This window comes from Amycolatopsis japonica, assembly GCF_000732925.1.
In the GTDB taxonomy this organism is placed as follows: Bacteria; Actinomycetota; Actinomycetes; order Mycobacteriales; family Pseudonocardiaceae; genus Amycolatopsis; species Amycolatopsis japonica.
Map to the genome: position 1 here is coordinate 3,578,372 of NZ_CP008953.1, position 23,225 is coordinate 3,601,596.

Annotated in this window: 21 protein-coding genes; 13 read left to right on the forward strand and 8 right to left on the reverse strand. The window is 69.0% G+C overall.

Annotation, left to right across the window (positions count from 1 at the left end; translation table 11 throughout):
• Window positions 1–9 precede the first annotated feature (9 nt).
• The 5 genes from AJAP_RS16765 to gcl all read left to right on the forward strand — a co-directional run bounded on the left by AJAP_RS16765 (window position 10) and on the right by gcl (window position 6,305).
• Entirely contained in the window at window positions 10–1,746 is a 1,737-nt protein-coding gene (locus AJAP_RS16765; RefSeq protein ID WP_038512633.1) for an NAD(P)H-dependent oxidoreductase subunit E, read from the forward strand.
• On the forward strand, window positions 1,743–2,666 hold the full coding sequence (locus AJAP_RS16770; RefSeq protein WP_038512636.1) for a 2Fe-2S iron-sulfur cluster-binding protein: 924 nt from the start codon (window positions 1,743–1,745) through the stop codon (window positions 2,664–2,666). Before AJAP_RS16765 ends, AJAP_RS16770 begins: the two co-directional genes overlap by 4 nt.
• Before the next feature lie 229 nt (window positions 2,667–2,895).
• A complete protein-coding gene (locus tag AJAP_RS16775; protein ID WP_038512639.1) occupies window positions 2,896–3,723 on the forward strand; it encodes a hydroxypyruvate isomerase family protein in 828 nt (275 codons plus the stop codon).
• Window positions 3,720–4,607 carry a 2-hydroxy-3-oxopropionate reductase gene (locus tag AJAP_RS16780; protein ID WP_038512642.1) on the forward strand — a complete coding sequence of 296 codons (888 nt, stop codon included), beginning with the start codon at window positions 3,720–3,722 and terminating at the stop codon, window positions 4,605–4,607. The genes AJAP_RS16775 and AJAP_RS16780 overlap by 4 nt, the downstream gene beginning before the upstream one ends.
• A gap of 3 nt (window positions 4,608–4,610) precedes the next feature.
• Window positions 4,611–6,305, forward strand: a complete 1,695-nt coding sequence (gcl, locus tag AJAP_RS16785) for a glyoxylate carboligase (protein ID WP_084098199.1) — start codon at window positions 4,611–4,613, stop codon at window positions 6,303–6,305.
• Between the two features lie 45 nt (window positions 6,306–6,350).
• Here gcl and AJAP_RS16790 read toward each other — a convergent pair whose 3' ends face one another.
• Entirely contained in the window at window positions 6,351–6,779 is a 429-nt protein-coding gene (locus AJAP_RS16790; RefSeq protein WP_038512648.1) for a pyridoxamine 5'-phosphate oxidase family protein, read from the reverse strand.
• Between the two features lie 112 nt (window positions 6,780–6,891).
• On the reverse strand, window positions 6,892–8,097 hold the full coding sequence (locus AJAP_RS16795) for a lytic transglycosylase domain-containing protein (RefSeq protein ID WP_038512650.1): 1,206 nt from the start codon (window positions 8,095–8,097) through the stop codon (window positions 6,892–6,894).
• Window positions 8,098–8,346: 249 nt separating this feature from the next.
• Here AJAP_RS16795 and AJAP_RS16800 point away from each other — a divergent pair, with 249 nt between their 5' ends.
• The 3 genes from AJAP_RS16800 (at window position 8,347) to AJAP_RS16810 (ending at window position 12,667) form a co-directional block, all read left to right on the forward strand.
• Window positions 8,347–8,925 (forward strand): ArsR/SmtB family transcription factor, encoded by a 579-nt coding sequence (locus AJAP_RS16800; RefSeq protein ID WP_038512653.1) that lies wholly within the window; start codon window positions 8,347–8,349, stop codon window positions 8,923–8,925.
• 98 nt (window positions 8,926–9,023) lie between these two features.
• On the forward strand, window positions 9,024–11,345 hold the full coding sequence (locus tag AJAP_RS16805; RefSeq protein ID WP_038512656.1) for a penicillin acylase family protein: 2,322 nt from the start codon (window positions 9,024–9,026) through the stop codon (window positions 11,343–11,345).
• A complete protein-coding gene (locus tag AJAP_RS16810; protein ID WP_148311520.1) occupies window positions 11,342–12,667 on the forward strand; it encodes an alpha/beta hydrolase family protein in 1,326 nt (441 codons plus the stop codon). The genes AJAP_RS16805 and AJAP_RS16810 overlap by 4 nt, the downstream gene beginning before the upstream one ends.
• Before the next feature lie 106 nt (window positions 12,668–12,773).
• Here the strand turns inward: AJAP_RS16810 and AJAP_RS16815 are convergent, their stop codons facing one another.
• Entirely contained in the window at window positions 12,774–13,574 is an 801-nt protein-coding gene (locus AJAP_RS16815; RefSeq protein WP_038512659.1) for a carbon-nitrogen hydrolase family protein, read from the reverse strand.
• Window positions 13,575–13,677: 103 nt separating this feature from the next.
• Between AJAP_RS16815 and AJAP_RS16820 the strand changes: the two genes are divergently transcribed.
• Window positions 13,678–14,337, forward strand: a complete 660-nt coding sequence (locus AJAP_RS16820) for a GntR family transcriptional regulator (RefSeq protein WP_174492026.1) — start codon at window positions 13,678–13,680, stop codon at window positions 14,335–14,337.
• On the opposite strand, the gene AJAP_RS16825 is transcribed toward AJAP_RS16820, so the two are convergent.
• Window positions 14,325–15,479: an agmatine deiminase family protein gene (locus tag AJAP_RS16825; RefSeq protein WP_038512663.1), complete on the reverse strand. Its 1,155-nt coding sequence runs from the start codon at window positions 15,477–15,479 to the stop codon at window positions 14,325–14,327. The two genes, AJAP_RS16820 and AJAP_RS16825, sit on opposite strands and share 13 nt — an antisense overlap.
• Window positions 15,480–15,565: 86 nt before the next feature.
• Here AJAP_RS16825 and AJAP_RS16830 point away from each other — a divergent pair, with 86 nt between their 5' ends.
• Window positions 15,566–16,132, forward strand: coding sequence for a TetR/AcrR family transcriptional regulator (locus AJAP_RS16830; protein WP_038512666.1), 567 nt, complete (start codon window positions 15,566–15,568; stop codon window positions 16,130–16,132).
• Window positions 16,132–16,461: a sporulation protein gene (locus AJAP_RS16835; protein WP_038512669.1), complete on the forward strand. Its 330-nt coding sequence runs from the start codon at window positions 16,132–16,134 to the stop codon at window positions 16,459–16,461. Before AJAP_RS16830 ends, AJAP_RS16835 begins: the two co-directional genes overlap by 1 nt.
• Here AJAP_RS16835 and AJAP_RS16840 read toward each other — a convergent pair.
• The gene (locus tag AJAP_RS16840; RefSeq protein ID WP_038523241.1) at window positions 16,406–17,080 is read right to left on the reverse strand and encodes a TetR/AcrR family transcriptional regulator; all 675 of its coding nucleotides are present in this window, start codon (window positions 17,078–17,080) and stop codon (window positions 16,406–16,408) included. The genes AJAP_RS16835 and AJAP_RS16840 overlap by 56 nt on opposite strands.
• Before the next feature lie 53 nt (window positions 17,081–17,133).
• Between AJAP_RS16840 and ligD the strand changes: the two genes are divergently transcribed.
• The gene (gene ligD, locus AJAP_RS16845; RefSeq protein WP_174492027.1) at window positions 17,134–18,072 is read left to right on the forward strand and encodes a non-homologous end-joining DNA ligase; all 939 of its coding nucleotides are present in this window, start codon (window positions 17,134–17,136) and stop codon (window positions 18,070–18,072) included.
• A gap of 320 nt (window positions 18,073–18,392) precedes the next feature.
• On the forward strand, window positions 18,393–19,466 hold the full coding sequence (locus AJAP_RS16850) for an IS110 family RNA-guided transposase (protein WP_038508549.1): 1,074 nt from the start codon (window positions 18,393–18,395) through the stop codon (window positions 19,464–19,466).
• Window positions 19,467–19,580: 114 nt separating this feature from the next.
• Here AJAP_RS16850 and AJAP_RS16855 read toward each other — a convergent pair whose 3' ends face one another.
• The 3 genes from AJAP_RS16855 to AJAP_RS16865 form a co-directional block, all read right to left on the reverse strand.
• Window positions 19,581–21,965, reverse strand: a complete 2,385-nt coding sequence (locus AJAP_RS16855; protein WP_038512671.1) for an ATP-binding cassette domain-containing protein — start codon at window positions 21,963–21,965, stop codon at window positions 19,581–19,583.
• 97 nt (window positions 21,966–22,062) lie between these two features.
• Window positions 22,063–22,626 carry an RBBP9/YdeN family alpha/beta hydrolase gene (locus AJAP_RS16860; RefSeq protein ID WP_051972488.1) on the reverse strand — a complete coding sequence of 188 codons (564 nt, stop codon included), beginning with the start codon at window positions 22,624–22,626 and terminating at the stop codon, window positions 22,063–22,065.
• 12 nt (window positions 22,627–22,638) lie between these two features.
• Window positions 22,639–23,142: an Lrp/AsnC family transcriptional regulator gene (locus AJAP_RS16865; protein WP_037338807.1), complete on the reverse strand. Its 504-nt coding sequence runs from the start codon at window positions 23,140–23,142 to the stop codon at window positions 22,639–22,641.
• Window positions 23,143–23,225: the final 83 nt, after the last annotated feature.

Below are 23,225 nucleotides of genomic sequence, written 5' to 3' on the forward strand. Positions count from 1 at the left end.
GGAGCCGGAATGGACCTGCGTTTCCTGAACGCCGAACCGACGGACGCCGAACGGCACGCGGTCGACGCGCTCGGAGCCGGAAGCCGCGATCAGCTGCTTCCCGCGTTGCACGCCGTGAACGACCGGGTCGGTTGGATCAGTCAGGGAGCGTTGAACCACATCTGCCGACGGCTGAACGTGCCGCCGGCGGAAGCCTATGGCGTCGCGAGCTTCTACGCGTTGTTCTCGCTCAAGGAACGGCCGCCGCGCGTGGTCCACGTCTGCACGGATCTGGCCTGCCGCGTCAACGGTGCGGAGGCGGTGACCGAAGCCTTCGACGCGGCGGGAATCGGTTGGCATCGCAGCCCGTGCCTGGGTGTCTGCGAACGCGCTCCGGCGGCGCTGGCCTTCGAGGCGGGTGATCCCGCGGAGGGACGGCTGCTCGCGCCGGCCACGCCAAGCGAAATCACCCGCGAACCGTCCACTTGGGAGGAAGCCCCGGTTTCCGTTCCGCAGCAAGGGGGACCGGGCCTGCGCCTGCTGCGCCGCGTCGGCGTCGTCGAGCCCGAAAGCCTGGACGCCTATCGTGCGGCGGGCGGCTACGCGGCGTTGAGGAACGCGTTGCTGCTCGGGCCGGCCGGGGTCATCCGCGAAGTGACCGATTCGGGGCTGATGGGCCGGGGTGGAGCGGCGTTCCCGACGGGCCGGAAATGGGACGCCGCCGCCCGGCAGCCCGAACGGACCCGGTACCTGGTGTGCAACGCCGACGAGAGCGAACCGGGCACGTTCAAGGACCGCGTGCTGATCGAGGGGGACCCGTTCGCGCTCGTCGAAGCGATGACGATCGCCGCGTTCGCGATCGGGGCGCAGAAGGGGTACGTCTACCTGCGCGGCGAGTATCCGCGTGCGCTGAAGACGCTGCGCAACGCCATCGACGTGGCTCGTGAACGTGGATTCCTGGGCGAAAACATCATGGGGCGGCAAGGGTTCTCGTTCGACATCGAGATCAGGCGTGGGGCGGGCGCCTACATCTGTGGCGAGGAAACGGCGATCTTCAACTCGATCGAAGGCTACCGCGGCGAGCCGAGGTCGAAGCCGCCTTTCCCGGTGGAGAAGGGATTGTTCGGCAAGCCGACGGTGGTGAACAACGTGGAGACCCTGGTCAACATCCCGCTGATCCTCACTGAAGGCTGCGAGGCCTACCGTCGCATCGGGACCGAACGCTCGACCGGGCCGAAGCTGTTCTGCCTGTCCGGCAACGTCCGGCGTCCCGGCGTGTACGAGGTGCCGTTCGGGACGACGCTGGGGGAACTGCTCGAACTGGCCGGGGGAGTGCCGGAGGGTCGTGAGTTGCGCGCCGTCCTGCTCGGCGGCGCGGCGGGTGGTTTCGTGCGCCCGGACGAAACCACCTTGCCGCTCACCATGGAGGACGCGCGTGCCGCGGGCGCCACACTCGGTTCGGGGGTCGTGCTCGCGCTCGACGACCAAGCCGATCTCGGCGGGTTCCTGGTGCGGATCGCGGCGTTCTTCCGGGACGAGTCGTGCGGGCAATGCGTGCCGTGCCGGATCGGCACCGTGCGGCAGGAGGAGGCGCTGCACCGGATCGTCGGCGGCCGCAAGCTCGGTACCGGCGGCGACGACCTCGCGCTGCTGCGCGAAGTCGGACAGGTGATGCGGGATTCGTCCATCTGCGGACTGGGCCAGACCGCCTGGAACGCCATCGAGTCGGCGATCGACCGGCTCGGCGCACTGGAGGAGCGATCGTGACCATTGTCGGATTGGGGCTCCCGCGGCGGCTCGTCGAGTTCACTGTGGACGGTGAGGCGGTCCGGGTCCCTGAAGGATCCACGATCCTCGACGCTTGCGCCGCGGCGGGCAAGGACATCCCGACGCTCTGCTTCGGCGACACCCTCGAACCGGCGAACGCTTGCCGTGTCTGCATGGTGGAGGTCGAGGGATCGCGCACGCTCGTGCCGTCCTGCTCCCGCAAGGCGGAACCGGGCATGGTGGTGCGGACCGAGACCGACCGGACGAGACTCAGCCGCAAGGTGGTGCTCGAACTCCTCGGATCGGCGACGGATCTGTCCACCACGCCCGATGTCGCGGGCTGGATGGCCGAATGCGGTGCGGAGCCCGAGCGTTTCGGCCCGCCCGCGCCCGCTTCGGACGACCGCGACGATCGCCGCCCCGGCGAGCACGAGATCCCGGACGGGCTGACGGCGGCGACCGTGCGCCAGCCGGTCAAGGTGGACAACGAACTCTACGTCCGCGACTACGGGAAATGCATCCAGTGCTACAAATGCGTCGACGCGTGCGGCGAGCAATGGCAGAACACGTTCGCCATCACCATGGCGGGACGCGGTTTCGACGCGCGGATCTCGACGGAGTTCGCGAACCCGCTGCCGGACAGCGCGTGTGTCTACTGTGGAAACTGCGTCGAGGTCTGCCCGACCGGCGCGCTGAGTTTCAAACGCGAGCACGACAAGCGTGAGGCCGGGACCTGGGACGAGTCGCGGCAGACCGCGACGACCACCATCTGCACCTTCTGCGGGGTCGGCTGCTCCTTGACGCTGCACGTCCAGGACAACGAGATCGTCAAGGTGACCTCGCCCCACGAGAGTTCGGTGACCCACGGGAACCTCTGCATCAAGGGCCGCTTCGGGTGGCAGCACGTCCAGAACCGCTGACCCTCACGGTGACGTGGCACCGCACTCACGCGAGTCACGTCCCTGATCACGCCGCGCGTCCTGTGTTCCAGTCCGTGAAGGCCTCCTTGAGGGACCCAGAGTCCCTCAAGGAGGCCTTCACGGACTTTCGCTCAGTAGGCGGTATACCGCCCGTTGACCTGGACAGGTCAGCGGGCTATTCTCGATATACGAAAGAAAGTTTCCGCAGAGCGAAATTGCAGAGGTTTCGATGGCTGATCTTGCCGGTTCGCGACACGCACTGCCCTACGTGCTGAACCTGTCGCTGGTCTTCACCGAGTTGCCGCTGCTCGACCGTGCGGAGGCGGCGCGCGCGGCGGGCTTCACCGCGGTCGAGTACTGGTGGCCGTTCGAGACGCCGGAGCCGGACGCCGCCGAAGTCGACGCGTTCGTGGCGTCGGTCGAGCGGGCGGGTGTCGCGGTGACCGGGCTGAACTTCTTCCCCGGCGACATGGCGGGTGGTGATCGTGGCCTGGTCACCTGGCCCGGTCGCGAGGACGAGTTCGCCCGAGGCATCGCCTCCGCGATCGACCTCGGCGAGCGGCTCGGCTGCCGCCGGTTCAACGCGCTCTACGGCAACCGGATCGACGGCGCGGATCCGGCCGCGCAGGACAAGCTCGGCTTGTCGAATCTGGCGCTCGCGTCGGACGCGGCCGCGCGGATCGGCGCGGAGATCGTCCTCGAGCCGTTGTCGGGGGCGGAGAAGTACCCGCTCAAGACCGCGGACGACGTACTGAAGGTGCTCGACGAACTCGGGCGGGACAACGTGAAGCTGCTGGCCGACCTGTACCACCTGGCGGTCAACGGTGACGACCTCGACACGGTCACGACCGTCCACACCGGACGGATCGGCCATGTGCAGATCGCCGATGCCCCAGGGCGCCACCAGCCGGGGACCGGAACGCTGGACATCGAGGGATACCTGGAAAAGCTGCAGACGGCGGGCTACCGCGGGCAGGTCGGCGTGGAGTACAAACCCGACGGGCCGAGCGCGGATTCGCTGTCGTGGCTGCCTTTCGAACGAAGGGGACTGGCATGACCAAGCTGGGATTCATCGGCCTGGGGATCATGGGCGGACCGATGGCGGGACATCTCGTCGCCGCCGGCCACGAGGTGAGCGGATTCGACACGAACGCGGACGCGCTCGCGAGGCTGGAGGCCGCGGGCGGCCGGGCCGCGAACGGGGTGACCGACGCCGTGGCGGACGCGGAAGTCGTCATCACCATGCTGCCGAACCACCCACAGGTCGAGGCTGTCGTGCTGGCGGCGGGCGGGGTGCTGGAATCGGCGAAACCGGGCACGCTGCTCATCGACATGAGCACCATCCGGCCGGAGACCTCCATCGAGGTGGCCGAGCGGGCCGGGGAACGCGAGATCAGGGTGCTCGACGCACCCGTTTCCGGCGGCCAGGCCGGAGCCGAGCAGGCGTCACTGTCCATTATGGTCGGTGGTGAGAACGACGACTTCGCCGCCGGGCTCCCGATCCTGGAGGCGGTCGGCAAGACCATCGTGCACGTCGGTCCGCACGGTGCCGGCCAGGTCGTCAAAGCCGCGAACCAGCTGGTCGTCGGCGGGACGTACGCGCTGATCGCCGAAGCCATCGTGCTGCTCGAAGCCTCGGGCGTGGACGCCGGTGTCGGCCTGGACGTCCTCGCGGGCGGTCTGGCGGGCAGCCGGATCCTCGAACTCAAGCGGAAGTCCATGGTGGCGCGGGAATTCGCGCCGGGCTTCCGGATCGATCTGCACCACAAGGACATGGGCATCGCGCTCGCCGCCGCCAGGCAGGCCGACGTCGCGCTGCCGCTCACCGGGCTGGTCGCCCAGCTCGTCGCCGCCGGACGGGCGATGGGCCACGGCTCGCTCGACCACTCCGCCCTGCTGAAGGTCGTCGAATCGCTGTCCGGCGCGGAAAACAAGGAGTGAGGAATGCCCAGAATCCCCGCCATGCAGGCCGTCGTCGACGTCCTGGTCAGTGAGGGCGTCGACACCGCTTTCGGGTGTCCGGGCGCCGCGATCCTCCCGCTGTACCACGCGATGCAGGACAGCGGCATCGAGCATCTGATCGTGCGCCACGAAGAGGGCGCGACCCATATGGCCGACGGCTGGGCGAGGACCACCGGCAACGTCGGCGTCGCGATCGGCACCTCCGGGCCCGCCGGGACGAACATGATCACCGGCCTCTACACCGCGCAGGCCGACTCGATCCCGATCCTGTGCATCACCGGGCAGGCCGACTCGCGGAAGCTGCACACCGAGGCGTTCCAGGCCGTCGACATCGTCGAGATCGCCAAGCCGGTGACCAAATGGGCGGTGCAGGTCAAGGAGGCCGCCCAGCTGCCGTGGGTGTTCCGGGAGGCGTTCCGCATCGCGCGGTCCGGCCGTCCCGGCCCGGTGCTGATCGACCTGCCGATCGACGTCCAGCGGCAGGAGATCGAATGGGACTCCAGCATCGACTCGCCGCTCCCGGTCATCAGGGCGACGCCGTCCCCGGCCAGGGTCGAGCGGGCGCTGGACCTGCTCCTGGCCGCCGAGCGGCCGCTGATCCTCGCGGGCGGCGGAGTGGTGCTCGGAGACGCGAGCGACCGGCTGCGCACCACGGCCGAACTGCTCGGCGTCCCCGTCGGCGTGACGTTGATGGGCAAGGGGAGTTTCCCCGAGGACCACGAACTGTTCGCCGGCATGGCGGGTATCCAGACCTCGCAGCGCTGGGCGAACGCGGCGTTCCTCGAGGCGGATCTGGTGCTGGCGCTCGGTGCGCGGTTCGGCGACCGGCACACCGGTGACCTCGACGTCTACCGGGGGAACCGGAAGTTCATCCACGTCGACATCGAGCCGACCCAGCTGGGCAAGGTGTTCGGGCCGGACCTCGGCATCGTGTCGGACACGGGAGCCTTCTTGGACGCGCTGATCGAGGCGGCGTCGAAGCGTTCCCCGGCGCGGGATCGCGCGTGGCCGCGGCGCATCGGCGAGCTCAAGGAGAGCCTGCCGCGGCGTGAGGACTTCGAGGACACGCCGATCAAGGCGCCTCGGGTGTTCAAGGAGATCAACGAGTTCTACGGCGAGGACGCCTACTTCGTCACCGCGATCGGGCTCTACCAGATCTGGTCCGGGCAGTTCCAGCGCGCGCACAAGCCGCGGCACTACCAGGTGTGCGGCCAGGCAGGCCCGCTCGGCTGGGAGATCCCGGCGGCGATCGGCGTCAAGAAGGCGAAACCGGAGGCCGAGGTCGTCGGCGTCGTCGGGGACTACTCGTTCCAGTTCCTGGTCGAGGAGCTGGCGGTGGCCGCGCAGTACGACGTCGGGTTCGTGCTGATCATGCTGAACAACGAGTACCTCGGGCTCATCCGGCAGGCCGAAACCGGCTACGAGATGAACTTCGAGGTCGACATCCACTACGACAAGATCGGCACGGACAACGTGAAGGTCATGGAGGCCTACGGCTGCTCCGGCACCCGCGTCACCGAGCCGGGCGAGATCCGGGCTTCGCTGGAGTGGGCGCGCAAGGAGGCCGAGCGGACGTCGCGGCCGGTGCTGGTGGAGATCATGATCGAACGCGAAGGGAACGCCGCGATGGGCAAGGCGCTCGACAGCGTCGTCGAGTTCGAGCCGATCGCGGGCTGAACGACGGTGTCCCGGTGGCTCGCCCGCCGGGACACCGTCGTGCGGTCAGGCCTTGCCCTGGTCGTTGCTCAGCCACTTCTCCGGCCGGACACGGACCAGCACGGAGTTGTCGCTGAGCGCGCCGTCGACGTACTTCGTGCCCTCGTCGCCGGGCAGGTAGCGCTGCGCGATCTTCAGCGCCTGCTCCCTGGTCGGCGGCGCGTCGTTCGCGATGACCGGCCCCTCGGCCGTCACGTACTTGTACGGCAGCGTCTCCGACTGCGCGACCAGGCTCAGCCTGCCCGCCTTCTTGATCGCCTTGTCCTTGACCGAACCGCCGTCCATCCAGATCAGCAGTTCGCCGCCGGGCTCGTAGTCGTACCAGACCGGCACGGCCAGCGGGGCCCGCCCTTCCCGCTCCACGGCCAGGACCCCGATGTGGACCTCGCTCAGGAAGGCTTCGCGTTCCTCGGCGGTCATGACGAAAGACGACATCCGTGTCTCGCTTCTCTCGTAGGTGATCTACGACAGGCGACAACGCGGTCCGACTTCAGGGCATTCCGGGCTACGGACCGGGCCTGGCATCAAGCCGCAGTCGGAAGCCGCGTCACGGGGTCGGGGAAGTGCTGCTGGTCGGGGACGTCTCGCCGGTGTTCCCCGCCGGAGTCGAGGACGGCGCCGCGGAAGACGTGCTGGACGGCGGAGGCGTCGTCGAGGACGAAGGAGTACTCGAAGGCGGTGTCGAGGAAGGCGGGGTCGACGAGGGAGGCGTCGACGAAGGCGGCGTGCTGGTCGGCTTCGACGGCGAAGAGCTGCTCGGCGGCGTGCTGCTGCTCGGCGGGACGGACGTGCCGGGCAGCGGGGTCGGACCCGGCGTGGTCGTGCCGGGCGGGGGAGTGCCGGGCAGGGTCGGCACCGGGACCTGGCCGTCGGGCGTACCGGCGGCGACGTCCTGGGAGTCCGGCGCGCCGACGGGGACCTGGCTGTCCGGCATCGTCGCGACGCCGCCGCGGTAGGCGACCGCCCAGCGGATCACGGTGTCCACATAGGACAGCGAGTGGTTGTAGCGGTACACGGCCACGCGCTGGGTCTGCTCGGACGTCAGGTCGACCCCGCCGGAGCAGAGATAGCGGCCGGAGCCCAGTGTCGCGTCGTAGATGTTGTTCGGGTTCGACTCGCCGTCGCCGTTGCCATCGGAGGCGTAGCCCTTCCACGTGGAGGGGATGAACTGCGTCGGGCCGACGGCGCGGTCCCACACCGTGTCGCCGTCGTACTTGCCGCCGTCGGTGTCCGGGATGGCCGCGAACGGGCCGGCGCCGTTGAGCTGCGGGCCCAGGATCGGCTCCAGCGTGTTGCCCTTGGCGTCCACGTAACCACCGCGCGCGTGGTTCGATTCGATCCGGCCGATGCTGGCGATCAGCGCCCAGTCGATGTGGCAGCCGGGCAGTTCCTTCGCGAGGATGTCGGCGGCGTTCTTGTACGCCTTCATCATGCTGGCGGGGATGCCGAGCGCGCCCGACGGCGCGAACGCGCCGCCGATGTTGCCGGAATGCCCGGGGACGGTCAGCGGATCCGGGGTGGGCGGCTCGGGGAGGCTGCCGTCGACGGCGATCTCCGGGACCGTGCCCGCCGGCGGTTGCCAGGCCGCGGCCTGGTTCTGCGGCGCGGACGGCTTCGGCGCGGCGATCGGGGCGTCGGGGCCCGCGGACGCGGTGACCGCGGGCAGCACGGCGAGCGCGCCGCCGGCGAGCGCGAAGGCCGTCCGGTGCCGGGCGGACAACTTGTCCGTCTGTCGAGGGCGGTGCTTCGGCATGTTCTCTCCCGCAAGGTCGACTCCGCGCAAAACTATCCGATAGAGCCGGTTTTCGGGGACGACGCAACGAAAAACCCGCGATCCTGTCGAGTTTTCGTCCTCGCGGCACAAGACCTTCGTAGTGAAGTTGTCAATTTCACGCTGAGTTCACCGAATCGTCAGCAGAATCCCCGGCCGCCCCGCGGAGTGGTCTGAACCGCGTGCAAAGAGGCCTTTGCACAATCTCCTTTGCACGGCTACTTTGGTGTCATGACCGGTCCGCCGCCACCCGAAGAGATCGCCGACGCCGCCGTGCTGAAGGCGGTGATGCACCCGTTGCGCCGCCGGATCATGGAGGCGTTGGGCCGCGGCCCCGCGACGGCGACGAAGCTGGCCAAGGAACTAGGGGAGAGTTCGGGCGCGACCAGCTATCACCTGCGGGAACTGGCGAAATACGACTTCGTCGACGAGGCGCCGGAGCTCGCGCACGGCAAGGAGCGCTGGTGGCGCGCCCGCCAGCGCGACATCCGCTGGCCGCGGCGCAGCGAGCAGAACGACGAGATGCGCGCCGTGTTCGACGAGGCGCAGCGCGCGGCGTTCACCGAAGACCTCGAACAGCTGGCGACCTTCCTCGAGCGTCGCGGTGAGCTGGGCGAATGGGGTGACGCGCTGGTGTTCTCGCGCGGCTCGGTCTACGTGAACCTCGAAGAGCTCAAAGAGTTCTTCGACGAATACCTGGAGCTGTTGCGCCGCTATTGGCGGCCGGAGCCGGGCCCGGACGCGCGGAAGGTGCTCGTGCGCTGGACGGCGTTCCCGGACGCGGACGGGGAGGTGCAGGAAGGGAACTGAAAAACCGGTGGGAGAGCGGCCACTCGACCACCGGAATCGCGTCACCACGCCGGACGGCGTGTCTTCACGAACCACTCCACACACAAAGGGGGAGCAGCATGCTGCTCTGGAAGAGAATCACGGCCGTGTGCGCCGCGGCGAGCCTGCTCGCGGCGGGGACCGCGGCGGCCGCGCAACCGCCGGACGGGCGATCCCGGTCGGACGCCACCATCCGCTACACCGAATACGGCATCCCGCACATCGTGGCGAACGATTGGGCGAGCCTGGGCTTCGGGCAGGGATTCGCCGCGGCCAAGGACAACATCTGCGCGATCGCGGACGTCGCGGTCACGACGCGGGCCGAGCGTTCCCGCTGGCTCGGGCCGGACGCACCGCCGACGAGCGGGGTGAGCCAGGCGAGCACGAACCTCGCGAGCGACCTGTATTTCCAAGGCCTCAACGAAAGCGGCGCCGTCGAGCGGCTCCTGTCGGCGCCCGCGCCGCGCGGGCCGTACCGCGAGGTCCGCGAACTGATCCGCGGTTACGTCGAGGGGGTCAACAAGTACCTGCGCACCGGCGAGATCACCGACCCGGCCTGCCGGGGCGCGGGCTGGCTGAAGCCGATCACCGAACTGGACGTGTACCGCCACAGTCACGCGGTCGGCATGATCTTCGGCCAGGGCGGCGTCGCCGACTCGATCACCTCGTCGCTGCCCGGGGCCCCGCCCGCGGGCGGCGGTACCGAACAGATGCTCGGGGAGACCGGGATCGGCAGCAACGCGATCTCGATCGGCTCCTCCGCGTCGGCGAACGGACGCGGTGTCTCGCTGGCCAACCCGCACCTGCCGTGGCAGCTGAGCGGGACCAGGCTCTGGCAGTCACAGGTGACCTTGCCAGGCAAGCTCAACGTCAGCGGTGCCGGCATCCCCGGGATTCCGCTGATGTGGCTGGGGCACAACGAAACCGCGGCCTGGAGCGGAACCGCCACCGACACCACGCGCACGTACACGCTGTTCGAGCTGAAGCTCGTGCCCGGCTCGTCGACGACGTACCTGGTCGACGGGAAGCCCGAGCGGATGCGCCGTTCCGACGTGAGTGTGCTGTCGCGCAAGGCGGACGGCAGCCTGGAGCGCGTCGTACGTCCACAGTGGACGACGAGGTACGGCCCGGTGACGACCCGGCTCGGGCAGCGCGAGCTGCCGTGGACGGCGTCGAGCGCGTTCGCCATCGCGGACGCCAACGCCACGAACCTCGGGATGACGAACTCCATGTTCTCGATCGCCCGCGCCAGGACGGCGGGGGAGATGATCGGCGCGGTCCGCGAGACCCAAGGGCTGCCGTGGATGAACATCCTCGCCACCGACGACCGGGGTCGCGTGGAGTTCAGCCAGATCCACGGGGTCCCGCACGTCACCGACGAGAAGGCCGCGCGCTGCAACACGCCGCTGGGCAAGGAATTGTTCGACGCCAACGGGGTCGCGGTGCTCGACGGTTCCAAGACGGCGTGCGCCTGGGGCCGCGACCGGGACGCGCTGCGGCCGGGTACTTTCGGGCCGTCCAGCCTGCCCAGCCTGAGCCGGTCGGACTACGCGGCGAACTCGAACGACAGCTCTTGGCTGGTCAACCCCGCCGAGCCGAAGACCGGTTACCCCAGGATCGTGGGCCCGGTCCGTTACGAGCAGAACATGCGGACGCGTGCCGGTCTCGTCGAGATCGCCGACCAGCTGAAGAAGGGCGGCTTCACGGGGCAAGCCATGCGGGACCTGATGTTCTCGAATCGGGACCACGCCGCCGAACTCGTGCGTGCCGACGTCGTCGCGATGTGCCGCACGATGCCGGGGCTGGACGAAGCTTGCGCGGCGCTGGCGGGCTGGGACGGTCGTTCGGACGCCGGCAGCCGGGGCGCGTTGCTCTTCGACCGGTTCTGGGCCGCGGTGGACCGGATGGGGCCGGAGATCTGGAAGAACCCGTTCGACGTCAAGGATCCGGTGCACACGCCGAACACGCTCGACACGGGGAACGCGGCGATCCGCAAGGCGCTCTCCGACGCCGTTTCGGAGCTGCGGGCGGCGAAGATCCCGCTCGACGCGCCGTACGGTGACAACCACTACGTCGTCCGCGACGGCCGGAAGATCCCGCTGGGCGGCGGAACCGCGGGCCGCGGGGTCTACAACTCCCTCGGCGGACCTTGGGATCCGGCCCGTGGGTACACCGAGTTCACGCACGGCGGGACGTATCTGCACGTCGTGGCGTTCAACGGGACCGGATGCCCGGACACGACGACGCTGATGACCTACTCGCAGTCCGTGAACCCGAAGTCGGCGCACCACAGCGACCAGACGGAGCTGTACTCGCGCAAGCAGTGGGTCGCCGAACGGTACTGCGAGAAGGACATCCTCGCGTCGCCGTCGCTCGAGGTGCTCCGGGTGAGCAGGCGATGATCGCGGCCATGCTCGCGGCCGTCGTGGCGGTCTCGTCACCGCTGCCTGCGGCGGCTCCGGACGGCGAAGTCTCGTTCACCAGCCACGGAGTCACCCTGCGGGGAACGGTGGTCGCGCCGGAGAGCGGCGGACCGGCGCCGGGCATCGTCATGGTGCACGGGTCCGGCGAACACGACCGGGACGATTACCGTGCCGAGGCGGAAGCCTTCGCCAAGGCGGGAATCGCGACCCTGATCTACGACAAGCGGACCGAGGGCTATTCGCTGTTCGAGCGGGACTACTCGGTCTTGGCCGACGACGCGCTCGCCGCCGTGCAGGCACTGCGCTCGCGTCCCGGCGTGGATCCGTCCCGCGTCGGGGTGTGGGGCTTGAGCGAAGGGGGCTGGGTCGCGCCCTTGGCGGCGTCGAAGTCGAAGGACGTCGCCTTCGCGGTCACCGTCGGCGCCAACGGGGTCTCGCCCGATCGTCAGCAGGCGTGGGCGCTCGAGACCTATCTACGGCGGGGCGGGGTCACCGGCTCGATGGTGGACATGGTGGCCTCGACGAACATGCGGACCCTCGCGGGTGCGGGTGCCTTCCCCGAGGCCGGATACGACCCGGTGCCGGTGCTGGAGAAGGTGCGGCAGCCGGTGCTCGGGCTGTGGGGTGAACTGGACCGGCTCACCCCGCCCGGCGAGGCCGTCCGGATCTTCCGGGAAACGCTGGACCGGGCGGGGAACCGGCAGTACACGCTGAAGGTGTTCCCCCAGGCCCAGCACGGGCTCCGGCGAACCACCGACGGTTTCGACAAGCTCGACGGCTTCGCCCCCGGTTACCTCGAACTCGTGGCGAACTGGGTGAACGGAACGAAGGACGGGCCGTCGGCCGACCCGCCTCCGGTCCAGGCGAGCCAGAGCGTCGCCCTCGCACCGCTCGCCTGGTACGAGGCGCCGTGGGTGCAGATCGGGGTCTGGGCGCTGGCGTTGCTCGCGTTCGCGGCCTATCCGGTGACGGCGTTGTTCCGTCGCAGGGAAAGCGTTCCGCTCGCCGGGCCCGCACGCTGGCTCGCGTCGACCGGGACGGTCGCCACGGCGGGGTTCCTCGCCTACTACATCACCCTGTCGATGGGGGCGGCGATGGCGCCGGGTCCGGTCCTTTTCGGACGGACGTTGCCCTGGCTCGCGTTGCAGCTGATCGCGGTCGGCGTCGTCGCCGCCGGTGCGGTGACAGCGGTTTCGTGGTGGCGTGGGAAGGAACGCGGGGGAGTCCGAGTCGGCCTGCTGCTGGCGGGCGCCGCGTTGTTCGTCCCGTGGGCCGTCCACTGGGGACTGCTGGTGCCGTGAAATGAGCCTGGGTGCCGGGCGGCCACCCGGCACCCAGGCGTACGGAAGCCGCGTCACCACGCCCGAGGGCGTGTCTTCACGAACGGACCTCCGGGTCAGAAGATACTCAGGACTTCGGGGTGACGGCGAACCGGCGCAGTTCCAGTGCCGGGTTCTTGGCGCGTACCTCGGAGATCCGCTCGGCCGAGACCTCGCCGGTCGCCGTCCCCGTGCGCTCGCCGAGCGAGGCGACGACCACGCCCATCGGGTCGACGATCATGCTGTGTCCCGAACCGGCGGGCGCGGCCTGCCCCGACGCGACGAGGTAGATCGTGTTCTCGATCGCCCTGGCCCGGACCAGGGTGGTCCAGTGGTCCTCCTTGAGCGGTCCGGGCATCCACTCCGCGGGCAGGAGCACCGCGTCCGCGCCGGCGTCGACCAGGCGGCGGGTGACCTCCGGGAACCTGAGGTCGTAGCAGGTCTGGAGGCCGAAGGTGATCCCGTCGACCTCGAACGTCTCCGGCGCTTCGATGTCGCCGGGCCGGACCAGCTCCGATTCGCGGAAACCGAAGGCGTCGTACAGGTGCAGCTTGCGGTAGAGCGCGGCGATGGCGCCGTCGGGACCGGCCGCGACGAGGGTGTTCGAGATCCGCTCGCCGCCGGGGAGCGCTTCGTTGATGCCCGCGACGACGGTGATCTGCCGGTCCTTCGCCAGCCCGCGCAGTTCGGTGACGAACGGGCCGTCGAGTTCTTCGGCCGAGGTCACGAATTCCCGGCTCATCGTCGGTACGGTGAACAACGAGTACTCGGGCAGCACGACCACTCGCGCCCCGCGATCGGCCGCTTCGCCGACGAGGGCGGCGACGCGGGCGAGGTTGGCCTCTTTGTCGTTGCCGGGCGCGAACTGCGCCACCGCGACGTGCACCATGGGACCCCTTCCGATAAGTGGAACTCTTGTATACATGATGGATACTTGGCTGGTCCAGGTGTAGGCTCAGTCGCGGAAAGTGACGGCATAGAGGGGGAACGAGATGACTGTGACCGCCGAAGGGGGCGGCCCGGCGCGTGAGCGGGTCTACACGTGGCTACGCGACGGAATCATCTCGGGTGAGCTGGAAGGCGGCCGCTTCCTCGACGAGATGTGGGTTTCCGGTGTCGTCGGCGTGTCGAGGACGCCGGTGCGCGAGGCGTTCCACCGGCTGGCCGCGGAGCGGTTCATCAGCCTGTTGCCGCGCAAGGGTGCGCAGGTGCGCACCGTCACCGCCAGGGAACTGGAAGAGGTCTACCAGAGCAGGCGCCTGATCGAAGGGCACGCCATCGCGACGCTCTGCGCGAACCGGGCGGGCGCGCCGGCCGAACTGCCGGAACTCATCGAGGCGATGGCGAGCTCCGGCGCCGAACGCGACTGGTTCGCCGTCTCGGGCTTCGACCGCCGCTTCCACCGCGCCATCGTGAACGCCGCGGGCAACACCGTCCTGACCGAGCTGTACGACACCCTTCGTTCGCGGCAGCAGCGCGTCACGGTCCGCGCGCTGGAGGCCCGGCCGGAACGGCTGACCGTGATCAACGAGGAACACCGGGCGCTCGTCGCCGCCCTGAACGACCACGACGCCAAGGAAGCATCGCGGTTGCTGGAGGAGCATCTGCGCCCGGTGTCCGAGGTGATGTCGGTGCTGCCTCAGGAAGGCTGACCCGGCTGGTCGTGCGTCGAGCAGTGGATCCCGCCGCCGCCCGAGGCGATCGTCGGGATCTTCACCGGCACGATCTCGCGGCCGGGGAAGTGCTCGCGCAAGACCTGCTGGGCACGCTCGTCCGCCTCGGCGTCGCCGAACTTCGGCACGAAGACCGACTTGTTCGCGACGTAGAAGTTGGCGTACGAGATCACGCTGTCTTCGCCGTAGCCTTCGACCTTGTCCGGATCCGGCTGGACGAGGTCGACCACCTTGAAGGGTTTGCCGTCGGCGTCGGTGGCGTTCGCGAGTACCGACCTCGCCTGATCGGCCGCGCGGGACCATGAATCGGGCGGGGTCCCGGGCGCGGCCTTGTCCAGGAGGACGACGCCGGGTGCGGTGAACCGGGCCAGGCAATCGACGTGCGCGTCGGTGATGTCCTCGCCGCGTACGCCGGCGAACCAGATGACCTTCCGGACGCCGAGCAGTTTCTTCAGTTCGTCCTCGATGTCCTGGCGGGTCCTTCCCTTGTTGCGGTTGTCGTTGACGAGTGAGCTTTCGGTGACCATCAACGTGCCGGCCCCGTCGGTCTCGAACGAGCCGCCCTCGGCGGTGATCCAGGTTTCCGTGCGGGCCAGCCCGTATTTGCCCAGCACGGACCTCGCGACGGCGTTGTCTTTGTCGTGCGGCTTCTGTTTGCCGCCCCAGCCGTTGAAGTTGAAATCGACCCCCGCGACCTTGCCGCCCTCCTCGACGAACACCGGGACGGTGTCGCGTGCCCACAGGTCGTCGACCGGGATCGGGACGACCTCGACCGTGTCCCCGCAAGCCTGCTGAGCGGCGTCGGCGTGCTCGGGGCGGGCGAGGAGCACCACCGGTTCGTAGCCGGCGATCGCCTTGGCCAGACCAGCGATCTCCTCTCGGACCGCGGGCAGATCCTCCGCCCAGATGGACTTCGACGCGGGCCATGACAGGTAGGTGCGCGCGTGACTTTCCCATTCGGCGCCCAGCCTGCGAGCCGCCGCGGCTGCAGGCTCGGGCGAGTCGGCCGCCGGAGCGGGCGCGGCCGGGTTCTCCGAACATCCCGCGCTCCCGACGGCGACCGCGCCGACCGCTGTCAGGGCGCGCAGGATCGTGCGACGGGGAAGGGACGAAGCGAACACTCTGCACTCCTTGGTCGGACCGGTGTGGACACGATAGCATCCTGACTGAAAATTCAGTCAGGATGAAACCGCTAGGGTGATCACCCGTGGTCGAACGTCAGCAGAAGATCTTGGAAGCGGCCGTGCGGGTGATCGCGCGCAGCGGTGTGCGAGGCCTGCGGGTCGAGAAGATCGCGGCCGAGGCCGGGATCTCGACGTCGCTGATCTACTACCACTTCACGAACCGCGCCGGGCTGCTGCGCAAGACGCTGGAATTCGTCAGCGACCGCGCCGCGGCGTACACCGAAGAGGCCGCGGCCGAGGCGGCGGATCCCCGCGCCGAGCTCGAACTCCTGCTGTTCGGGGAACTTCAGGACACGCAGGCGGTGCGGGAGAACAGCACCGCCTGGGGCGAGCTGCGGGCCAGTGCCGTGTTCACCCCGGAACTGCGCGAACCGCTGGCCGAGTCGACCCGGATCTGGGTGGACGAGGTCGCCGAAGTGATCCGGAGTGTCGACGGCGCCGATGTCCGGGCCGAAGACGCCGCCGAACGGCTCACCGGCCTGGTCGAAGGGCTCAGCGAGCGGTGGCTTTCTGGTTCGATGGAGCTGGACCGGGCGCGGGAACTCCTGAGGGGCGCGATCGCGCTGGAACTGGACAGGGCGGGGACCTGATGGGGCTCGAGAAGATCGTCGGTGTCATGCGTGACAACCTCACCGTCCGGCGTGTCTACGGCGAACCGGTGGAGAAGGACGGCGTCGTGATCATCCCGGCCGCGAGTGTCATCGGCGGTGGCGGTGGCGGGCACGGCAGCGAACAGGGCAAGGAAGGTGAGGGCGGCGGGTTCATCCTCGCCGCGCGGCCCGTCGGGGCCTACGTGGTCAAGGGCGGTGACGTGCGCTGGGTGCCTTCGGTGGACGTGACCTTCCTCGGCGCGGTGTTCGCGGTCATGGTCGCCGCGATCCACCGGTCATCCCGGCGAGGATCAGTTCGATCCCGGTGAGGAACTGCTCCCGGTCGTCGTGCTCGCGGACCTCGTCGGCGATGGACCGGAGAAAGGGGAACTCGGCGGGGTCGAGGTCTTCCCACGCGTTCGCCGCGGCACGGAGGAATTCGGCGCGGTCCACCCCGGGCCCGAGCACCCGGGAGTTCGCCGCGTTCTGGCCCGCGGCGCCGAAGACGTAGTGCACCAGCGCCGAGGTCGCGGTGAACCAGGTGTTTTCCGGGATGCCCAGCGCGCTGACCCGCTGTCCGATGGCTTCGAAGATCCGTGGTGTCACCGAACCCCGGGGGCTGCGGGAAAGCTGGAGGGCGAGCTGCGGGGAAAGCCATGGGTGGCTCTCGATCGCTTCGAACAGACTCAGGCCGATGGCCCGGATCTCGTCCTGGGGCGAACGTCCGGCGTCGACGGTCAGGGCGGCGGCGATGACGGACGCGGTCGCGGCATCGAGCAGGGCGCCCTTGTTCGGCACGTGCCAGTAGATCGCCCCGGGGCCGGTGGCGAGGCGCTCGGTCAACGTCCGGAAGGTGAGCCCGCGTTCGCCGTCCGCGTCGAGCAGTTCGACGGCCGCTTCGACGATGCGCTCGCGGGACAAAGCCTCCGCGCGGGTCCGTGGTGCCATGCCGTTCATCCTGGCAGAGCGCGGATCGATGACTTTCGGGCTAGTTTCCCCGTATGGCGAAAAGCTCGGCGGTGGAGATCGAGGTCGGCGACCGGACGGTGCGCGTCTCGAACCCGGATCGTGTCTATTTCCCGGCGCGGGGTGAGACGAAACTCGACCTCGTCGAGTACTACCTCGCGGTCGGCGACGGGATCGTGCGGGCGCTGCGGGAACGGCCGTGCATGCTGCACCGGTTCCCGTCCGGGGTGTCGGGGGACAAGGTCCACCAGAAACGGGTCCCCAACGGTGCCCCGGACTGGCTGCAGACGGTCCGCGTCGACTTCCCGTCCGGCAGGCACGCCTACGAGCTGTGCGTCACCCATCCCGCTGACGTGATCTGGGCGGTGCAGATGTCGACCGTCGAGTTCCATCCGTGGAACTCCCGCCGCGCCGACACCGAACGCCCCGACGAGTGGCGGATCGACCTCGACCCGATGCCCGACTGCCCGTTCTCCACCGTGCGGAAGGTCGCCGGCACCGTCCGCGAGATCCTGGACGAACTCGGCATCACCGGCTTCCCGAAGACCTCCGGCGGGCACGGCATGCACGTCTACGTTCGGATCGAACCGCGATGGGGTTTCCAGGAGGTGCGCCGGGCGGCGCTCGCCTTCGCGCACGAGGTCGAGCGGCGGATGCCTGACGAGGTGACCACGACCTGGTGGCGCAAGGACCGCGATCCCTCGAAGCTGTTCGTGGACTACAACCAGAATGCCCGTGACCACACCATCGCGAGTGCGTACTCGGTCCGCGGCGTGCCGGAAGCCGTCGTCTCGACCCCGATCCGCTGGGACGAGGTGGACGACGTCGAGCCCCGCGACTTCACGATCGCCACCGTGCCCGCGCGTTTCGCCGAACTCGGCGACCTGCACGCGGGCATCGACGACACGGCGTACTCGCTCGACACCCTGCTCGAATGGGCCGATCGCGACGGCCTCGATACCGACGGCGAGTGACCCCTTGCCGCATTTAGAGGACTAAATGCGGGAAGGCGTGGGCCTTGCCCGGTGGCGTTGCGAAAGCCACAGTGATGATGATGTGTGTGGATGGAGTTCTGGCGGGGTCTGGCTCGGAAAGCCACTGACGCCCTGGTTGGGGTTGTCTTGCGAAAGATCTGCCGGCTCGTGCTGGGTCTCTGTTCATGCACGTGACCAGGCCGGGGATGTGACTTGATAGGAGCCTGTGCCACCAGGACACCCATCACTGTGTTGTCCATCCCGGCCCGGTACGTGCCATCCGTTCAACCCGATCGAGACACGGAATGGCAGTGACCAGGATGACCGATCAGCAGCATGCCGTCGACACGACCCTGGTGACCGGCGGGGTCGATACCCATAAGGACACCCACACCGCCGCCGCGCTGGATCACCTCGGGCGGTGTCTGGGGACCCGCACGTTCCCGGCCACCACGGCCGGATACACGGCTCTGCTGGCCTGGTTGGGCGGGTTTGGCGTGGTCACCGGGGTGGGTGTCGAGGGCACCGGTTCCTACGGCGCCGGGCTGGCCCGCCACCTGGCCGCCGAGGACGTCACGGTGGTGGAGGTCAACCAGCCCGACCGGCACACCCGCCGCCGCGCAGGGAAAACCGATGCCCAGGACGCGATCAACGCCGCCCGCGCCGTGCTGTCCGGTCAGGCCGGCACGACCCCGAAAGCAGGCACTGGCCCCGCCGCGGCGATCTCCGCACTGCGCACAGCACTCAACGGAGCGGTCAAGTCCCGCACCGCCGCGCTCAACCAGCTCGACGCCCTGATCGTCACCGCCCCCGCGGCGCTGCGCGAAACCCTCACCCCGCTCACCGGCACCACCTTGATCACCACCTGCGCCCGGCTCCGCCCCGGCACCGACCTCACCGACCCGCGCACCGCCGTCAAAACCGCGCTACGCCGCCTCGCCCGCCGCATCCAGCACCTCACCGACGAAATCACCGACACCAAAACAGAACTGGCCACCCTGACCCGGCAGGCACTGCCCGCCACCACCGCCCTGTTCGGCGTCGGCCCCGACACCGCCGCGCAACTCCTGACCACCGCCGGCGACAACCCCGACCGCATCACCACTGAAGCCCGCTTCGCGCACCTCTGCGGCGCCGCACCCATCCACGCCAGCAGCGGCCGCACCACCCGCCACCGCCTCAACCGCGGCGGCGACCGCCACGCCAACGCCGCCCTCTACCGCATCGCCATCGTCCGCATGCGCCACTGCCCCAGCACCCGCGCCTACGTCGAACGACGCACCACCGAAGGACTCCCCAAACGCCACATCATCCGCTGCCTCAAACGCTACATAGCCCGCGAAATCCACCAAGCCCTCATCGCAGACCTCGCCACCCTCACCCACACCCCTTGACATCAATAGGAGCATCTTTCGCAACCTTCAACGTTGCGAAAGTGGCTTTCGCGACGCGTGCGATCCCGTGCCTTCCCGCATTTAGAGGACTAAATGCGGCAAGGGGGCAGGGGGTCACTTGCCGACGTAGGCTGCCAGGTGTTCACCGGTGAGCGTCGAAGCGCTCGCGACGAGGTCGGACGGCGTGCCCTCGAAGACGATCTTGCCGCCGTCGTGCCCGGCGCCGGGGCCGAGGTCGATGATCCAGTCGGCGTGCGCCATGACCGCCTGGTGGTGCTCGATCACGATCACCGACTTGCCCGCGTCGACGAGCCGGTCCAGCAGGCCGAGCAGGTTCTCGACGTCGGCGAGGTGCAGACCGGTGGTCGGCTCGTCGAGGATGTAGACGCCGCCCTTGTCGCCCATGTGCGTCGCGAGCTTCAGCCGCTGCCGCTCGCCGCCGGAAAGCGTGGTGAGCGGCTGGCCGAGGCTGAGGTAGCCGAGCCCGACGTCGTCGAGCCTGCTGAGGATCGCGTGCGCGGCGGGGATGCGTCCGTCGCCCTCGCCGAAGAACTTCACGGCCTCGGACACCGGCATCTCCAGTGCCTCGCTGATGTTCTTGCCGCCGAAGGTGTACTCCAGCACCGAAGCCTGGAACCGCTTGCCTTCGCATTCCTCGCAGGTGGTCGCGGTGCCCGCCATGATGCCGAGGTCGGTGTAGATGACCCCCGCGCCGTTGCAGGTCGGGCAGGCGCCCTCGGAGTTGGCGCTGAACAGCGCCGGCTTCACGCCGTTGGCCTTGGCGAACGCCTTGCGGATCGGTTCGAGCAGCCCGGTGTAGGTGGCGGGGTTGCTCCGCCGCGAGCCACGGATGGGGGTCTGGTCGACCGAGACCACGCCCTCGTCGGCCGGGATCGATCCGTGGAGCAGGGAGCTCTTGCCGGAGCCCGCGACGCCGGTGACGACGCACAGGACGCCGAGCGGGACGTCGACGTCCACGTTCCGGAGGTTGTGCCGGTCCGCGCCGCGGATCTCCAGTTTGCCGGTGGGCTTGCGGACGCTGTCCTTGAGCGATGCCCGGTCGTCGAGGTGCCTGCCGGTGATGGTGTCGCTGGAGCGCAGGCCGTCGACGGTGCCCTCGAAGCAGATCGTCCCGCCCGCGGTGCCCGCGCCGGGGCCGAGGTCGACGACGTGGTCGGCGATGGCGATGGTCTCCGGCTTGTGCTCGACGACCAGCACCGTGTTGCCCTTGTCCCGCAACTGCTGGAGCAGGTTGTTCATCCGCTGGATGTCGTGCGGGTGCAGCCCGATGGTGGGCTCGTCGAACACGTAGGTGACGTCGGTGAGCGAAGACCCGAGGTGCCGGATCATCTTCGTGCGCTGCGCCTCGCCACCCGAAAGCGTGCCGGACGGCCGGTCGAGGGAAAGGTAGCCGAGTCCGATGTCGACGAAGGAGTCGAGCGTGTGCTGGAGCTTCTCCAGCAGCGGCGCCACCGACGGCTCCTTGAGCCCGCGGACCCAGTCGGCCAGGTCACTGATCTGCATCCGGCAGGCGTCGGCGATGTTGATCCGCTTGATCTTCGACGACCGCGCGAGGTCGCTGAGCCTGCTCCCGTCGCATTCCGGGCAGACCGCGAAGGTGACCGCCCGGTCCACGAACGTGCGGATATGCGGCTGCATCGCCTCGCGGTCCTTGGACAGGAACGACTTCTGGATCGTGGGGATCAGCCCCGAATAGGTCAGGTTGATGCCGTCGATCTTGAGTTTGACCGGCTCCTTGTAGAGCAGATCGTCCAGCTGCCGCTTGGTGTACTTCTTGATCGGCTTGTCCGGGTCGAAGAAACCGCAGCCGCGCAGGATGCGGCCGTACCAGCCCTCCATGGAGAAACCGGGGATCGTCAGCGCGCCCTCGTTGAGGGATTTGGTGTCGTCGTACAGCGCGGTGAGGTCGATGTCGTTGACCTTGCCCCGGCCTTCGCACCGGGCGCACATCCCGCCGGTGATGCTGAACTCGCGGCGTTCCTTGGTGGTCCGGCCGCTCTTCTCGATGGTCACGGCGCCCGCGCCGGAGATCGAGGCGACGTTGAACGAGAACGCCTGCGGCGAACCGATGTGCGGTTTCCCGATCCGGCTGAAGAGGATGCGGAGCATCGCGTACGCGTCGGTGGCGGTGCCGACCGTGGAGCGCGGGTCGGAGCCCATCCGCTGCTGGTCGACGATGATCGCGGTGGTCAGGCCGTCGAGCACGTCGACCTCGGGCCGGGCCAGCGTCGGCATGAAGCCTTGCACGAAGGTGCTGTAGGTCTCGTTGATCAGCCGCTGCGACTCGGCCGCGATCGTGTCGAAGACCAGGGAGCTCTTGCCCGATCCGGAGACGCCGGTGAACACCGTCAGCCGTCGCTTCGGCAGCTCGACGGCGACGTTCTTGAGGTTGTTCTCGTTCGCCCCCACGACGCGGATCAGGTCGTGGCTGTCGGCGGGGTGTTCCTCGGGCGCCTGCGGCCGGGAGGTCTTGCGCATCGTTTCTCCATCCTCATGGGGGCCGCGTGACGTTCCGTCAGCCTCACCGGGCTCGATCTAACCAGCTTCGAGCCGTTCGTCTTCGACGACGATCACGCTAGGTGAGTTCGGGGGCCTTCCGCTTCTCGATTCCTGATCCGTCTTCCCGGAGCAGGGGAGCGACGAGCTTCTCGCCCTCGGGCCACGGCCCGTGCGCTCCGGTGAGGTGTCCGACGAGACCGATGTCCGCGAATCCGGCGCCCCAGACCCCGGCGAAGTACCGGGCGCGGGCCGGGGTCATCCAGCGGTCGTTCGCGCTCGCGGCGACGACGGCGGGGAAGGGGAGGCGGAGGCGGGGGATCGGGGCGAACCCGGCCAGCGCGGGTTCGGGGTTCTCCTCGACGTCGGGCGGCGTGACGAACAGGGCGCCGCGCACTGGCCGGTCGCCCCCGGCCGCGAGCCAGTGCAGCACGGTCAGGCAGCCGAGACTGTGCGCCACCAGCACCGGAGGATCGGCCGCTTCCGCGATCGCCTCGTCCAGCCGGGCGACCCAGTCCTCGCGGACGGGTGAGTCCCAGTCGTCCTGGACGAACCTTTTCGAACCCGGGTAACGGTCGAGCCAGACGGACTGCCAGTCCCCGGGCTCGGGACCGAACCAGCCGTCGGCGAAGAGCAAGGTCATGGGCCCCAGTATTCAGACGCTCCAGCCCTCGCTCTTGGTCGCCTTCAGGTAGTCCTCGACCGGCGGCCCGACCGGCCTGCCCTCGTACTGCGTCGACAGCACCACCGACGACCTGATCTCGCCGTGTTTGCCCAGCCGTTCGAAGAGGCCTTCGAGATGTTCGAGCGATACGGCCCGCACCTTCAGCATGGTGCAGCGGTCTCCGCTGAGCCGGTGCAGTTCGACCACCTCGGGGTAGTCCTCCGACTTGCTGGTGCGCAGCAGACAGCTGCCCAGCGAGCAGCGCATCTCGACGAACGCCTGCAGGCCGTACCCGGCGCGGTGCGCGTCCACCTGGGCGCGATACCCGGTGATGACACCCGCCTCCTCCAGCCGCCGGACCCGTTCGGCGACGGCGGGCGCCGAGAGGTTCACGCGGCGGCCCAGTTCCTTGAACGAGAGCCGGCCGTCGGCCTGGAGTGTTTCGAGGAGCCGCCAGTCGAGGTCGTCCAGCGCCCTTTCCGATCGTAAGGTCATCGCGCCCGGATTCCTTCCATGATGCGCCTCGCACCCCCGCGAGGCCTTCGTCAGCCTATTCGCCGCGGCGCCGGGAATCCCTA

What these genes read in the sequence shown, in the direction of transcription:
- AJAP_RS16775 (WP_038512639.1), top strand. Translation starts at nt 2,896, where the DNA reads ATGGCTGATCTTGCCGGTTCGCGACACGCACTGCCCTACGTGCTGAAC.
- AJAP_RS16835 (WP_038512669.1), top strand. Translation starts at nt 16,132, where the DNA reads ATGGGGCTCGAGAAGATCGTCGGTGTCATGCGTGACAACCTCACCGTC.
- AJAP_RS16790 (WP_038512648.1), bottom strand. Translation starts at nt 6,779, where the DNA reads ATGTCGTCTTTCGTCATGACCGCCGAGGAACGCGAAGCCTTCCTGAGC.
- AJAP_RS16810 (WP_148311520.1), top strand. Translation starts at nt 11,342, where the DNA reads ATGATCGCGGCCATGCTCGCGGCCGTCGTGGCGGTCTCGTCACCGCTG.
- AJAP_RS16815 (WP_038512659.1), bottom strand. Translation starts at nt 13,574, where the DNA reads ATGGTGCACGTCGCGGTGGCGCAGTTCGCGCCCGGCAACGACAAAGAG.
- AJAP_RS16780 (WP_038512642.1), top strand. Translation starts at nt 3,720, where the DNA reads ATGACCAAGCTGGGATTCATCGGCCTGGGGATCATGGGCGGACCGATG.
- AJAP_RS16855 (WP_038512671.1), bottom strand. Translation starts at nt 21,965, where the DNA reads ATGCGCAAGACCTCCCGGCCGCAGGCGCCCGAGGAACACCCCGCCGAC.
- AJAP_RS16860 (WP_051972488.1), bottom strand. Translation starts at nt 22,626, where the DNA reads ATGACCTTGCTCTTCGCCGACGGCTGGTTCGGTCCCGAGCCCGGGGAC.
- AJAP_RS16805 (WP_038512656.1), top strand. Translation starts at nt 9,024, where the DNA reads ATGCTGCTCTGGAAGAGAATCACGGCCGTGTGCGCCGCGGCGAGCCTG.
- AJAP_RS16820 (WP_174492026.1), top strand. Translation starts at nt 13,678, where the DNA reads ATGACTGTGACCGCCGAAGGGGGCGGCCCGGCGCGTGAGCGGGTCTAC.
- ligD (WP_174492027.1), top strand. Translation starts at nt 17,134, where the DNA reads ATGGCGAAAAGCTCGGCGGTGGAGATCGAGGTCGGCGACCGGACGGTG.
- AJAP_RS16840 (WP_038523241.1), bottom strand. Translation starts at nt 17,080, where the DNA reads ATGGCACCACGGACCCGCGCGGAGGCTTTGTCCCGCGAGCGCATCGTC.
- gcl (WP_084098199.1), top strand. Translation starts at nt 4,611, where the DNA reads ATGCCCAGAATCCCCGCCATGCAGGCCGTCGTCGACGTCCTGGTCAGT.
- AJAP_RS16795 (WP_038512650.1), bottom strand. Translation starts at nt 8,097, where the DNA reads ATGCCGAAGCACCGCCCTCGACAGACGGACAAGTTGTCCGCCCGGCAC.
- AJAP_RS16865 (WP_037338807.1), bottom strand. Translation starts at nt 23,142, where the DNA reads ATGACCTTACGATCGGAAAGGGCGCTGGACGACCTCGACTGGCGGCTC.
- AJAP_RS16800 (WP_038512653.1), top strand. Translation starts at nt 8,347, where the DNA reads ATGACCGGTCCGCCGCCACCCGAAGAGATCGCCGACGCCGCCGTGCTG.
- AJAP_RS16765 (WP_038512633.1), top strand. Translation starts at nt 10, where the DNA reads ATGGACCTGCGTTTCCTGAACGCCGAACCGACGGACGCCGAACGGCAC.
- AJAP_RS16850 (WP_038508549.1), top strand. Translation starts at nt 18,393, where the DNA reads ATGACCGATCAGCAGCATGCCGTCGACACGACCCTGGTGACCGGCGGG.